At 28.9% G+C, this 14,265-nt stretch carries 16 protein-coding genes; 11 read left to right on the top strand and 5 right to left on the bottom strand.

Features of this window, described 5'->3' with window-relative positions:
• Positions 1-13 precede the first annotated feature (13 nt).
• The 4 genes from MHI13_RS06975 to MHI13_RS06960 are packed head-to-tail and all read left to right on the top strand — an operon-like array spanning position 14 to position 3,313.
• Positions 14-892 (top strand): ABC transporter ATP-binding protein, encoded by an 879-nt coding sequence (locus MHI13_RS06975; protein ID WP_054105471.1) that lies wholly within the window; start codon positions 14-16, stop codon positions 890-892.
• Positions 885-1,619, top strand: a complete 735-nt coding sequence (locus MHI13_RS06970) for an ABC transporter permease (RefSeq protein ID WP_017174648.1) — start codon at positions 885-887, stop codon at positions 1,617-1,619. The genes MHI13_RS06975 and MHI13_RS06970 overlap by 8 nt, the downstream gene beginning before the upstream one ends.
• Positions 1,620-2,714: a sensor histidine kinase gene (locus tag MHI13_RS06965; protein ID WP_017174649.1), complete on the top strand. Its 1,095-nt coding sequence runs from the start codon at positions 1,620-1,622 to the stop codon at positions 2,712-2,714.
• On the top strand, positions 2,711-3,313 hold the full coding sequence (locus tag MHI13_RS06960) for a response regulator transcription factor (protein WP_070653924.1): 603 nt from the start codon (positions 2,711-2,713) through the stop codon (positions 3,311-3,313). The genes MHI13_RS06965 and MHI13_RS06960 overlap by 4 nt, the downstream gene beginning before the upstream one ends.
• Positions 3,314-3,418: 105 nt before the next feature.
• Here the strand turns inward: MHI13_RS06960 and MHI13_RS06955 are convergent, their stop codons facing one another.
• Positions 3,419-3,610, bottom strand: coding sequence for a hypothetical protein (locus MHI13_RS06955; RefSeq protein ID WP_017174651.1), 192 nt, complete (start codon positions 3,608-3,610; stop codon positions 3,419-3,421).
• A gap of 168 nt (positions 3,611-3,778) precedes the next feature.
• On the opposite strand from MHI13_RS06955, the gene nucI reads away from it, so the two are divergent.
• A complete protein-coding gene (nucI, locus tag MHI13_RS06950; RefSeq protein WP_049382339.1) occupies positions 3,779-4,324 on the top strand; it encodes a thermonuclease NucI in 546 nt (181 codons plus the stop codon).
• A gap of 51 nt (positions 4,325-4,375) precedes the next feature.
• On the opposite strand, the gene MHI13_RS06945 is transcribed toward nucI, so the two are convergent.
• Positions 4,376-5,233: a hypothetical protein gene (locus tag MHI13_RS06945; protein ID WP_017174653.1), complete on the bottom strand. Its 858-nt coding sequence runs from the start codon at positions 5,231-5,233 to the stop codon at positions 4,376-4,378.
• 318 nt (positions 5,234-5,551) lie between these two features.
• Here MHI13_RS06945 and MHI13_RS06940 point away from each other — a divergent pair, with 318 nt between their 5' ends.
• Positions 5,552-6,133, top strand: coding sequence for a hypothetical protein (locus tag MHI13_RS06940; RefSeq protein WP_049419846.1), 582 nt, complete (start codon positions 5,552-5,554; stop codon positions 6,131-6,133).
• Between the two features lie 50 nt (positions 6,134-6,183).
• Here the strand turns inward: MHI13_RS06940 and MHI13_RS06935 are convergent, their stop codons facing one another.
• Positions 6,184-7,563 (bottom strand): aspartate kinase, encoded by a 1,380-nt coding sequence (locus MHI13_RS06935; protein WP_019835493.1) that lies wholly within the window; start codon positions 7,561-7,563, stop codon positions 6,184-6,186.
• A 199-nt stretch (positions 7,564-7,762) separates the two neighbouring features.
• On the opposite strand from MHI13_RS06935, the gene MHI13_RS06930 reads away from it, so the two are divergent.
• The 4 genes from MHI13_RS06930 to MHI13_RS06915 are packed head-to-tail and all read left to right on the top strand — an operon-like array spanning position 7,763 to position 11,880.
• Positions 7,763-9,040 carry a homoserine dehydrogenase gene (locus MHI13_RS06930; protein WP_054105474.1) on the top strand — a complete coding sequence of 426 codons (1,278 nt, stop codon included), beginning with the start codon at positions 7,763-7,765 and terminating at the stop codon, positions 9,038-9,040.
• A gap of 5 nt (positions 9,041-9,045) precedes the next feature.
• Positions 9,046-10,107, top strand: a complete 1,062-nt coding sequence (gene thrC, locus MHI13_RS06925) for a threonine synthase (RefSeq protein ID WP_017174657.1) — start codon at positions 9,046-9,048, stop codon at positions 10,105-10,107.
• Between the two features lies 1 nt (position 10,108).
• Positions 10,109-11,026 (top strand): homoserine kinase, encoded by a 918-nt coding sequence (gene thrB, locus MHI13_RS06920; RefSeq protein ID WP_054105475.1) that lies wholly within the window; start codon positions 10,109-10,111, stop codon positions 11,024-11,026.
• A gap of 50 nt (positions 11,027-11,076) precedes the next feature.
• Complete coding sequence (locus MHI13_RS06915; RefSeq protein ID WP_017174659.1) at positions 11,077-11,880, top strand: Cof-type HAD-IIB family hydrolase; 804 nt, start codon at positions 11,077-11,079, stop codon at positions 11,878-11,880.
• An 83-nt stretch (positions 11,881-11,963) separates the two neighbouring features.
• Here MHI13_RS06915 and MHI13_RS06910 read toward each other — a convergent pair whose 3' ends face one another.
• Both MHI13_RS06910 and MHI13_RS06905 read right to left on the bottom strand, forming a co-directional pair.
• Positions 11,964-12,278 (bottom strand): hypothetical protein, encoded by a 315-nt coding sequence (locus MHI13_RS06910; RefSeq protein ID WP_017174660.1) that lies wholly within the window; start codon positions 12,276-12,278, stop codon positions 11,964-11,966.
• A gap of 136 nt (positions 12,279-12,414) precedes the next feature.
• Positions 12,415-13,863, bottom strand: coding sequence for an amino acid permease (locus MHI13_RS06905; protein ID WP_054105476.1), 1,449 nt, complete (start codon positions 13,861-13,863; stop codon positions 12,415-12,417).
• A gap of 249 nt (positions 13,864-14,112) precedes the next feature.
• Between MHI13_RS06905 and rpmG the strand changes: the two genes are divergently transcribed.
• A complete protein-coding gene (gene rpmG / locus MHI13_RS06900; protein WP_001265708.1) occupies positions 14,113-14,262 on the top strand; it encodes a 50S ribosomal protein L33 in 150 nt (49 codons plus the stop codon).
• Positions 14,263-14,265: the final 3 nt, after the last annotated feature.

Here is a 14,265-nt window from a genome sequence, read left to right as displayed (position 1 = left end):
GAAGTGATGAGTTATGATTCAAATTCGACATTTATCCAAAAAATATAATGGAAAAACAGTATTGAAAAATATATCACTAAATATAGAAAAGGGTATGAGTACTGCATTAATAGGAAAAAATGGAGCCGGAAAATCAACTTTAATTAATATTTTAATTAATCATTTGAAAGCAGAAACGGGAGAAATTATAGATATAGATCATTTATTAAATTTAAATCATATTGGTGTATTATTTCAAAAAACGTCTTTTCCTAGGTTAATAAAAGTAAAAGAATTATATAAATTATTTTGTCAACTATACAAGGATGCAATTTCGATAGATGAATTTAAAAAAATTACAAAATTGAATGATAGCCAATTGAATCTGTATGCAAATCACTTATCTGGTGGACAACAACGAATATTAGATTTTGGGTTATGTTTAATAGGAAAACCAAAGCTTCTCATTTTAGATGAACCTACTGCAGCTATGGATGTTGAAATGCGAGAACATTTCTGGACAATGATAGAGAAATTAAAAAAAGAAAATGTATCTATTTTTTATACTTCTCATTATATTGAAGAAGTAGAACGAATGGCAGATAAAGTTATATTTCTTGATCAAGGCATTATTAAGTTAAATGATTCACCTAGAAATATATTAACCAACCAACAATATTCAATAATTAAAGTACCAAATACAGTAGACAATAATTTACAGAATTTAACAAATTATTTTGATGTAAAAATTGAAGATACTATTTTAAAAATTAAAACATCTGATGTTAAGAAAGTAATATATTATTTGGAAAAATTAAATATAAATTTAAATGACATGACTATTGAAAAGCAAACATTGTTAGAAACAATTTTATTTGCTGATGTAAAAGAGGGAGGGACTAAAAATGAATAATATCGCTTTATTAAAAACAGAATTTAAAATTATTTTTCGAAAGAAACTAACAACATTCTTATCAATCATATTACCGGTAGGCTTTTATTTATTATTTACTTCTTTACTAGACTTACCAGAAGAGGCGAAACAGCAGTTCTATAAAGAATATATGTATAGTATGACAGTGTTTAGCTTGATGAGTTTTTGTTTAATGCAATTTCCTATAGAGATTATTGAAGAAAGAAACACAGGTTGGTTTAAACGATTAATGGTAACGCCTTTATCTAGTAAAACCTATTTTACTACTAAAATGATAAAAACAATATTGTTATTTTTATTGGCTATTATTTTGATTTTTACTGTTGCTCATCTATATAAACACGTAAATATGAGTATACAACAATGGTTGCTTTCAGGTGTTTCATTATGGATAGGTGCAAGTTTATTTTTAACATTAGGACTAATCATTGCTCAATTTAATGAAACACAAAAAGCAAGTAGTTTAGCCAATATAGTTAATATGGTATTAGCGATATTAGGAGGATTGTGGTTTCCAATTCAAACATTTCCGAGTTGGTTACAAAGAATTTCAAATATTACTCCAACATATCATTTGAAAAATTTTGCATTAGAATTAGCTAAAAATCAAGGTTTAAATATTACTTCATTATTTATTTTAATTGTATATAGTATACTATTTTTAATTATTACAGTGTGGATCAATCACAGAAAAGAAGTGAGTTAGATGAAAAAAAGAAAATGGAGCGTTAGATTAGGAGAGCTGTCTACGCTTATATATTTGTTATTTCCAATTATAAGTATCTTTAATGAAAAACGAGGTTCTCAAACTGTATATTTAATTGTTTTAGCTATTTTTATTGTGTCATATCTTATGCTAGTAATATATTATTATCGATTTAACAATAACGTAATATATAGCCTATTAGTGGTTCATTATGTAGGAATTATATATTTTGTTTATGCAATTAATCCAATGAATAGCTTATTCTTTTTCTTTAGCGCATTTGCATTACCTTTTATGTTTGAAGTAACAATTAAGTCAAAAGAATTTATCACATTTATAATTGCAATATTTTTATGTCTTATAATTACAAGTATTTATCAAATACAATATATAACTGTATTAGTTATCTTTTATTTAGTTATTTTAATTATTACTTTAGGGAATTTTAAAACTAAAAAAGATGGAGCATTAAAAAATGAAATAGAAGAGAAAAATAAGTATATTAATACATTAATTGCAGAACAAGAACGTCAACGTATAGGGCAAGATTTACATGATACACTAGGTCATGTATTTGTAAGTCTTAGTTTAAAATCAGAATTGGCATATAAATTGATTGATAAAGATCAAGAAAAAGCTAAAAATGAAATATTGGCGATTAATCAGATATCTAAAGATACCTTAATTAAGGTAAGAAATATTATTGAAAATTTAAAATCTCAAAGTTTTGAAGAGGAAGTTCAATCCATAAAAAATGTTTTAAAAGATGCAAACATTCAATTTGAATTAAAAAATATAAGAAAGGTAAATGTTTTAACTCCAACAAAGCAATCGATACTATCAATGATTTTGAGAGAAGCAATCAATAATGTCATTAAACATGCAAAGGCTAGTAAGATTTATTGTGAAATGATACAAGAAGATAATAATTTATACCTAATTATTCAAGATAATGGAAAAGGTTGTAACACCACTGAAGACTTTAAATTAAAAAGTATAGAAAATAGAGTTCAACTTCTTAAAGGAAAATTAGAAATTAAATCTAAAAATGGTATGCATATACGTATTATGATACCAAGAGAGGATATTAAATGATTAGCATTATAATAGCTGAAGATCAATATATGTTGAGAAAAGCGATGGTTCAACTGATTGAATTTAACGATCAAATGAAAGTAGTTAATGATTGTGATAATGGGGGTGACGCATTTGAGTTTATTGAAAAATATCATCCAGATATTGCAATTTTAGATATCGAAATGTCAGGGCTAACAGGTTTAGAAGTATTATCTAAAATAAGAGAATTTAAAATTGATACTAAAGTAATAATTGTAACTACATTTAAAAGACCAGGTTATTTTGAAAAAGCTGTGGCAAATGAAGTAGATGCTTATGTATTAAAAGAACGTTCCATAGAAGATTTAATACAAACTATTAAACATGTCATGAATGGTGAAAAGGAATATAGTACTTCATTAATGACTACTTTATTCAAAGAATCTAATCCCTTAACACATAAAGAACAAGTGGTATTACGTGAAATTGGAGATAATTTAAGTAGTAAAGACATTGCAGAAAAACTTTATCTTTCAGATGGGACAGTGAGAAATTATACGTCTAATATAATTGATAAATTAAATGCAGAGAATCGATTTAATGCTTGGAAGAAAGCAAAGGAAAAAGGCTGGATATAAAAAGTAAGAAAAATATTTAAGGAATGTATAAAAAAGACTGAATTGAATAATATTTAATGTTTTCAATTCAATCTTTTATTGAGAGTGACATTGTATGATACTCCCTTATTTACCTTTTCGTTTACGTATAATACTTTGAATAATATAAACAATAAATCCAACTAAAATGCCTAACAATACTGCTATAACAACCGAAACAATAATAGGCAGTTTATAAACGATTTGTAAAATAACGCCAACGATAATAGCAATTACGACAGCAATCATCGTGACTAAATTTTCATTACGTTCGCTCATGTATTTCACTCCTAACATGTATAATTATATCATGTTGAATATCAATTAATCATTTTTTGAAAATAAATTCAATATAGGTAGACTTTTTAGGTCGAAAGTATTGATTGATTATTAAATACATATTATATATTATATTTGAGTATTAAAAATATAATATAGGAGGCACCTATGAATTCAAAGAAAAATTTAACAATAATTGTTCTTGCTATCATTGTTATTGGCGTATTAGCATTTCAATTTTTAAATCATACAGGGCCATTTAAAGACGATAGTCAACATTCTTCATCTAATTCAACACAGACAGAACTTAAAGGAAAAGAGAAAGTCCACGTTGATCGGGTTGTAGATGGAGATACATTTGCGGCTAAGAAATCAAATGGTGAGCAAATTAAGGTACGTTTAATTGGTGTTGATACACCAGAAACGGTTAAACCTAACACACCAGTTCAACCTTATGGGAAAGAAGCTTCTAATTACAGCAAACAACATTTAAATAATAAAGATGTGTACTTAGAATATGATAAGGAAAAAGAAGACCGTTATGGTCGTACATTAGCCTATGTATGGTTAGATGAAAAAACAATGTATAACGAAGAATTAGTTAAAAAAGGATTAGCTCGTGAAAAATACTTCTCACCTAATGGTAAATATAGAAGTACATTTGAAAAAGATGAACAGCAAGCTAAAAAAGATAAAGTGAATCTTTGGAGTTAAAAAATGAGTATGGGAGAACATTCTTGACGAATGTTCTCCCATACTCATTTTTTAGTTATGAAAGTTTTCAACAATAGTATTAACTTGAGTTTCAGATAGAGGGTGTTTAGATAATTCAATAGCATTATTAATAACAGATTCTAAAGAAGATTTAGTGGATACTGTATCAATATATTTTTCTCTTTCTTCAGCACCTTCAATTATATTAACACTACCATCACTAAAATAAATGACACCAATACTTTGAACTTTATGATTAAAATATTTTTCAATGCCATCTTTTAAGATTTTTGCGTTAATAGCGGCTTGTTCATAAGGGTCATGTTGATAAAACTCATAGATAACTCGATTGTTTTGAATTTTTTCAATAAAAGTATATATTTCATTACGATTTGAATCAAATTGACTATGATATTGTTTACTAATATAATGCCCTACAATTTGTTCTACACTTTGATTATCACCCTCTAAGTGATCAGAAGTAGGTAAATCAAAATGATAAAATGTTTTTTGTTTCCAACTTTTAACGTCAATATTAATAAGACCTACGTCAGACACAACTATATAGTCAAATGTTCTTGCATACTCAAACAGTGGATGTTTAGTAGCTAAATTACTAGTCGTAATAATATTATAATATTTTAATTTTCCTAAAGCTTTAAAACGGTCTAAGATATCTTGTAATTCACGTTTAGCATTACGTTTGGAATGAGGACTAATCTCGTTATTAGAACTTAATATTTTATTTTTAAGTTCTAAATTTTCTTTACTGAGTAAAGAATTTTTAGAGACCATTTGATTTTTAGCGTAAACTTCAGTATCTATTCTATCTTGCATGTATCTTTGATTGAGTACAAATGCAAGTATAAGAATAACAATAATAATAATTAGAATAATCGTATGTGTCATATGCTCACCTCCTATTTAATATTTGTAAATTAGAAGATTAATGATTAAATTAATTTTCTATAGAAATCAATAATTAATTATAAATAAAATATATTTATTGTTCAATAAACAAAAAATGATAATTTAAGTTGAAAAAGAACATAATAACAGGATATAATTTATTCATTATTATAAATATAAAATTGTGTAAAATTATATCTCACACCCTAAAGAAGAGTTAGAAGATTTACAAATTTTTCACAAATTAAAAATTGAAAACATTAAATTGTGTCTGTATAATTAACTTATGAAAGCGTTTCCTTTAAGGAGGACAGTTGTATGTCTCATCACCAAAATCATGTAGAAGAACTAGTTGGAATATTAAAAAATCAATGCCGTACAGCATTCAAATTTCACGGTGAAGTTGCTATTCAACTATTTTTAAATGAACTTTTTGAATTACCTTCGAAAGTCGATATTTGTGTAGAAAGAAAACGAATAGTAGAGGTTTTAAAAGTTATTCCTTCAAGTTATACATTTAAATATTATGATACGTCCAATCATAACATGGATAAAGATAATTTAGATATTCCATCTATTTCTCATATAAACGTTGTTAATAATGATAAAGTTATTTTAAGTATTTTTATTTATGATGTTATAAATGAGGAATGGATATTTAGACTAAACAGTAATATCCGATTACCTAAAAATAGTATTTATTTTCATTCATTAACCTGGGATGTCGATTATATCAAACCTGAAATCGTATTAATGTATGATTTACTAGATTATCAACAAAACAATTCAGAAGCCAATTATAAGTCAGTTTTAGATGCTCTAAGCTATTATCAATTTGTGATTTTAAAAATGGTAGTGGGAGAGCATAAAATTAAAAAAGCACTTACACAAAAAGTTTAATATAAAAAATCTGAGACAAAATAGATGTCTCAGATTTTTTTATGTAATTGTTATTTAGGACATAAATTTTTTAAGCATACACCATGATAGCAATACTCATAAGTTGATAACACAGCTTTATCTGCATTTTCTCTTGAAATACCAAACATCATAGAAATTTCAGAAGCACCCTGATTAATCATTTTTAGGTTGATATTTGATTCTGCTAGAGCATGTGTGATTTTGTTAGCAGTTCCGACAGATTGAGTCATTCCTTCACCGACAATCATTAAGATGGCAAGGTCATGGTCAATGCTTAATTCATCAATATCACATTTTTTTCTAATCGCACTCAATACTTCATTCTCTTTATTTTTAATTTGATTAGAACGCATTATAATACTAATATTATCAATACCTGATGGCATATGATCGAAAGAGATATGATAGTTTTCTAATATTTCTAAAATTCTTCTTGTAAAACCTATTTGTCTATTCATTAAGTATTTCTTAATATTTATAACTGTGAAATCTTTATCGCAACTAATGCCAATAATTTGATTTTTATCTGTGACTTCACGATCATGGCGAATAAAGGTTCCTTTGTCCTCTGGATGATTTGTGTTTTTTATGACTACGGGTATTCTATGTTTATATAAAGGCTGTAATGCTTCATCGTGAAATACACTAAAGCCGGCATATGATAACTCACGCATTTCTCTATATGTAATTTCTTCAATAAGTTCAGGATTTTCAATTACATTTGGATTTGCCTTAAAAATACCAGAGACATCTGTAAAATTCTCATATAATGATGCTTTAATACCACGCGCTATGATTGCACCTGTGATATCCGAACCGCCTCTCGGAAATGTAACAACATAGTTATGTTTAGAAACACCAAAGAAACCTGGGATAATAATTTTTCCTTCAATTTCTCTTAATTTATAAATTTTATCATAAGCGTCTTCTAAAATTTGTGCTTGTTGTGGTAAGTCAGTTACTAAGATACCAGCATCTTTTGGTGAGAGATATGTTGTTTTAATGCCTTGTGAATCGTTGTATTTAGCGATAAGTTGAGCATTAAAATTCTCACCACATGATAACAATGCATCGTATAAACGATCATGCTTATCGTTTAATTGTTTAATGATTGTTTCAAGTGTTTCATCTATTGTTTCTAAGAGTGTAGACTCCATATGTAATTCTTCTAAAATATCTGCATAACGTTGAATAATCTCTCTTTTTTTATCTTGATAATCCAATTGATTGATTACTTTTTCATATAAACGAATAAGTAAGTCAGTCGTTTTAACATCATTCTTATGTCTTTTACCAGGTGCAGATACAATAATAATTTTTCTGTCTGGGTCATCATTGACAATATTTAGGACTTTTTTAATTTGTGTTGCATTTGAAACTGAACTTCCACCAAACTTAGCAACTTTCATAAAATTTACCAACCTTTCTAAAAAATCAGAAAATTCTATTTAATTTCCTGATACTACATGATAATATATATCTACATATTCACTTTTTCTTTTAAAAGTCCTATTCAATTAATTTGATTTAATAGTATAATAAATTTAAGTGTTTTTCAATAAAACAATTGTACTTCTCAATAATACAAATGGGAGGAAGATAAAAATTATGAAGGAATTAAACGTCGCGTTACTAGGGTTAGGAACAGTAGGCTCAGGTGTAGTAAAAATTATTGAAGAAAATCGACAACAGATTAAAGATACTCTAAATAAAGATATTGTTATTAAACATATTTTAGTAAGAGATACCACTAAAAAAAGACCTATTAATATTAGTCAATATCATTTAACAGAAGACATTAATGAAATTTTAAACGATGATGATATTGATATCGTTATAGAAGTAATGGGAGGAATTGAACCAACTGTTGATTGGTTAAGAGAATCTTTAAAAAGAAAAAAACATGTCATTACAGCAAACAAAGATCTACTTGCTGTGCATTTAGAATTACTAGAGAACCTAGCAGAACAACAAGGCGTAGCCTTAAAATTTGAAGCAAGTGTTGCAGGTGGTATTCCCATTGTTAACGCGATTAATAATGGGTTAAATGCTAATAATATCTCTAAATTTATGGGAATTTTAAATGGTACGTCAAATTTTATTCTTTCAAAAATGACGAGAGAACAAACTTCATTTGAAGATGCACTTGCTGAAGCACAAAGATTAGGATTTGCTGAAGCAGATCCTACTGATGATGTAGAAGGTATTGATGCAGCTAGAAAAGTAGTGATTACGTCTTATTTATCATTTAACCAAGTAATTAAGTTAAATGATGTGAAAGTAAAAGGTATCAGTAAAACAACATTATCTGATATTAATGTAGCTGACAAATTAGGTTATAAGATTAAATTGATTGGTAAAAGTACATATCATCATAGAGAAGTTAATGCATCCGTTGAACCAACCTTAATACATAAATCACATCAGCTTGCAGCAGTAGAAAATGAATACAATGCAATTTACGTTATTGGAGATGCTGTAGGGGATACAATGTTTTATGGTAAAGGAGCAGGTAGCTTAGCTACTGGTAGTGCAGTAGTGAGTGATTTATTAAATGTAGCACTCTTCTTTGAATCAAATTTACATACACTTCCACCTCATTTCGAATTAAAAACAAATAAAACTCGAGAATTAATGGATAATGGTGACGCAATTGCTATTGGAGAAAAATTAAATTACTATGTTGTCATTCATAGTGATGAATCAATTGATAAACTTAAAGATCAACTTAAATCAGATTTACCATTCCACAAATCACTTCAAATAGAACAACGTGATTCTAGTTCTTATGGAGTTGTGGTTACCGGATTAGACCAATCACCTGAATCACTACTTAGTAAAGCAAATTACAACATTGAAAAAATTTATCCAGTTGAAGGAGTTTAATAATTATGAAAAGATGGCAAGGTTTAGTAGAAGAATTTAAAGATTATTTACCGGTGAATGAAGATACACCTAAACTTACTTTAAATGAAGGACATACACCACTGATTCACTGTGCTAATATATCAGAAATGCTAGATATTGATTTATATGTTAAATATGAGGGTGCTAATCCAACCGGTTCTTTTAAAGATAGAGGAATGGTAATGGCTGTAACAAAAGCGAAAGAACAAGGTAAAAAAGTGGTGATTTGTGCTTCAACAGGAAACACCTCTGCCTCAGCAGCAGCTTATGCTGCACGTGCAGGTTTAAAAGCAATTGTAGTGATTCCCGAAGGAAAGATTGCTTTAGGTAAACTTTCGCAAGCGGTCATGTATGGTGCAGAAATTGTCTCAATTGAAGGTAACTTCGATGAAGCATTAGAAATCGTTAAAGAGATTGCACAAAATGATGATGATATTGAATTAGTAAATTCTGTTAATCCATTTAGAATAGAAGGACAAAAAACAGGTGCATTTGAAATTGTCGAACAATTAGAAGAAGCTCCAGATGTTCTAGCAATCCCAGTAGGAAACGCAGGAAACATTACTGCTTATTGGAAAGGCTTTAAAGAGTATCATGAGAAAAAAGGAAGTCAACTTCCTCAATTATTTGGTTTCCAAGCAGAAGGAGCCTCACCAATTGTTCAAAATAAAGTCATTAAAAATCCTGAAACAATCGCTACAGCAATCCGTATCGGTAATCCAGCAAGTTGGAAAAAAGCAACTGTTGCGTTAGAAGAATCAAATGGCCTCATTGATAGTGTGACTGATGATGAAATTTTAGAAGCATATCAATTAATGACATCTAAAGAAGGCGTATTTAGTGAACCAGCAAGTAATGCTTCAATTGCTGGTTTAATCAAATTACAACGTGCAGGAAAATTGCCGAAAGGTAAAAAAGTAGTAGCAATATTAACTGGTAATGGATTAAAAGATCCAGACACTGCTATCTCAATTTTAGATAATCCAATTCAACCGCTTCCAAACAATAAAGAAAGTATTATCAATTATATTAAAGGAACACTTTAATATGAAGCCATCACTTCACCTGAAAATACCTGCATCAACTGCTAACTTAGGAGTAGGATTTGATTCTATTGGTATGGCAATTAATAAATATTTATACCTATATGTTGAGGAAGCGGAAGGCAGTAACTGGGAATTTAAATATTTAAATGAAGAGTTAGACTCATTACCGAAAGGTAAAAGTAATTATGTCTATAAAGTTGCACAACAAGTAGCTGAAAAATATAATGTAACTTTACCTAATTTAAAAGTGTCGATGAGAAGTGAAATTCCATTAGCAAGAGGGTTAGGATCATCTGCATCCGCTTTAGTTGGAGCATTATATATCGCTAACTACTTCGGTAATATTCAATTATCTAAGTATGAATTACTACAACTAGCTACTGAAATAGAAGGGCACCCTGATAATGTAGCACCTACAATTTATGGTGGATTACTCGCAGGATATTATAATCCTGAAACCAAAGAGACAAATGTGGCACATATTGATATACCTGATGTAGAAGTAATTCTTACTATCCCAACATATGAACTCAAAACAGAAGACTCACGTAGGGTACTTCCAGATAATTATTCTCATGAGAAGGCAGTTCAAAATAGTGCGATTAGCAATACAATGATTTGTGCATTAATTCAACATAATTATGACCTTGCCGGAAAAATGATGACACAAGATGGTTTTCATGAACCTTATCGTCAACACTTGATTCCTGAATTTGAAAAAGTAAAAGTACTATCCCAAAAATATGATGCTTATGCTACAGTGATTAGTGGAGCAGGTCCAACGATATTGACATTGAGTCGTAAAGAAAAAAGTGGAGAACTTGTTAGAACATTAAAATCAGAAATAACAACTTGCGATTCTGAACATGCAACAATTAATAATGTAGGTGTTATTGAAGAAGTTGTGTATCCTTCATAAAATTATTGTAAAATAGATAAGAGCAAAAATGAAAGGAGAGCAACTAAGAAATGAGTAACTATAAAATGATTGTTATGGATATGGATGACACTTTAATGACAAGTGATAATGTAGTTAGTCCTGAAACCAAAGACTATTTAATTCAACTACAAGAAGAAGGATATAAAATTGTTTTAGCTTCTGGAAGACCAACTGAAGGAATGATTCCAGTAGCTAAAGAATTAAAGTTAGATCATTATCAAAGCTATATCATTAGTTATAATGGCGGTAAAACAATTAACGCTAAAACAGAAGAAATTGAAGTAAGTAAAAGTGTAACTAAAGATCATTTTGATAAAATTACAGACTATTGTCGTAAAAAAGGCTTTTTAACATTAACGTATCAAGACGGACAAATTATCTTTGATACAGAACATGAATATCGTAAAATTGAATCAGAATTAACTGGTCTACCTATGAAACAAGTGGATGATATTAAAGCGTATATTCAGTCTGATGTACCTAAAACAATGGGCGTTGATTATGAAGAAAATATTTCAAAAGCACGTAACGAATTAAATGGAACATTTAATTCTGATATTGATGTGACGACGAGCAAACCTTTCTTCCTGGAATTCATGGCTAAAGATGTTTCTAAAGGTAATGCAATTAAAGCTTTATGCGAAAAGTTAAATATTTCATTATCAGAAGTGATTTGTTTTGGAGATAGCCTCAATGACCAATCAATGTTTAAAGTTGTAGGATATGCTGTAGCAATGGGAAATGCGAGTGAAGAATTAAAAAAAATTGCAGATAAAGTTACATTAGATAATGATTCTAATGGTATACCAGTAGCGCTTAAAGAATTGCTATAAAACATTTATATAAATTAAAAAGGAAGCGGAATGAATTCGTATTGAATCATGTTTCGCTTCCTCTTTTTTATTATCATAACTAATTATTTAGCAGTATGTGTCCAGTCATGTTTACCTTTATTTCTTTTTACATGAGCATATACTTGATCAGCTGCATAATCTAAATTTGTATATACTGTTATTGTATATGCAGATTGGTTAACGTGAAATGGCTCATCTCGAAATACATCTTTTAAGTGTGTAAATAAGTTTTCCATTTGATCATGAGTTAGACTAGGATACTCACGCAATGTACGTTTCAGTAATTGTCCATTTCTTTCTTCTAAAGATTGTACGACAATAACAAAACGTTCATCACTCTTTATTACGTCATCAAATAAATTTGTTTGACCTACCATACTCAGTCACCTCTAAGTCGTTATCGTTATACTCATTATACAAAATAAACGACTATTAGAAAATATACATATTATGTTTAGTAATAAAAATAGGAGTAGAATTGTATTTAATTCTACTCCTAAATAAACGATGATATTAATCATGATAATGATGGGTTGTAAGATCCATGTGATCTAATTTTACAAATTTAGTTTTACGAATCAATTTATGCACGATAAAGATAATTGCTAAGACAATTAAAGGCATGATATTAACAAAAAAATCGCCTATATTACCATTAAATAAATCACCGATAGAATTACCAAGGTATAAGAAAATTAATGTAGCAAACACAATGATAGGGCCTAGAGGGAAAAGTGGTGATTTGTAAGGCAATAATGTGTTAATATTTTTGCCTTGACGTTTAATCCCTCTACGTAAACGTATTTGAGCCCATGCACTTATTGCCCATACAATAATTACTAAAGAGCCAATGATATTTAACAAGCTAAATACTGCATTAGCATAGAAATTAGCTAGAATAATAATTGCTACTACTAAAATGTAAGTAGTGACTATTGAACGCATCGGTAATTTCGTTTTATTATTTAATTTACTTAAAAACTTTGGTGCTTGCTTTTCATCACTCAAAGAGAAAAGCATTCTACTTGTTGTATACATTCCAGAATTCGCTGCAGATAGTAACGATGTAAGAATGACAGCATTAATAATTGATGCTGCAAATGCTATACCGATTCGATCGAAAACTATAGTAAATGGACTTTGAGATACCGATTGATTTTTATTTAATAATAAAGGATCAGTATAAGGAATAATAGCTGCAATGACGACAATAGATAAAACATAAAACAATAAAATTCTCCAAAATACTTGCTTAACAGCCCTTGGCATAGTTTTTTCAGGATTATCAGATTCACCTGCAGTGACAGCTACAACTTCCGTACCACCCACAGAAAATCCTGCTACAAGTAATACTGCTAAGAAACCAGATAAACCACCTACAAAAGGTGCTTCACCTTTGGTATAATTCTCGAATCCATATGTATGTCCACCAAGAATACCAAAAATCATTAATATACCAACAACAATAAATACAATAATTGTGATTACTTTAATTAATGATAACCAAAATTCTGTTTCGCCAAATGCTTTAACAGTAAAGATATTTAATAGGAATATAATCGTTATAAAAATTAAACTCCATACCAGAGGACTGAAAATTTTAAATACATCCCAATAAAATAAAACATTAGAAGCTACCATTACATCAACGCTTGATACTAAAGACCATAGAATGTAATACAACCATCCCATTGTAAAACCGATAGACGGATCAATGAAACGGGTAGCATATGAACTAAACGAACCAGATACAGGATAAAATGTAGCAAGTTCTCCAATAGACGACATTAAAAAATAAAGCATGATTCCTATCAATAAATAAGCTAAGATAGCTCCTCCAGGTCCTGCCTGAGAAACGACACTACCTGTAGCAACAAAAAGTCCAGTACCTATTGCGCCTCCGATAGCAATCATAGATATGTGTCTTGACTTAAGACCGCGTTTCATATTGTTATCTTCCATATAATATCTCCTAAATTAAAATTTAAAATATACAAATCATTTTAATCGTTTTAGGTCAAGTATTCAATAACTTTTGAACAATTTGTTTTAAAAATTTTAAATTTTCTGATTTTTTAAAACGATTAGTTTTTGGTACGTAGAAGGAAACTGATTAAATTAAAAGAAACTTATTGCGTAAAAATAAAGGATATGATAGAATTTTAAATCGTAAGAATTCCTAATTATATATAACAAGAAAGGATGTTATTGATGCGCGTTAATGTAACTTTAGCTTGCACTGAATGTGGCGATCGTAATTATATTACAACAAAAAATAAACGTAATAACCCTGAGCGTATTGAAATGAAAAAATATTGCCCAAGATTAAATAAATACACGCTACACCGTGAAACTAAATAATTC

The sequence above is a fragment of the Staphylococcus sp. FSL K6-0223 genome (assembly GCF_038008285.1).
The sequence above is the reverse complement of the archived record's forward strand: the minus strand, read 5'-3'. Positions and strand labels throughout refer to the sequence as shown.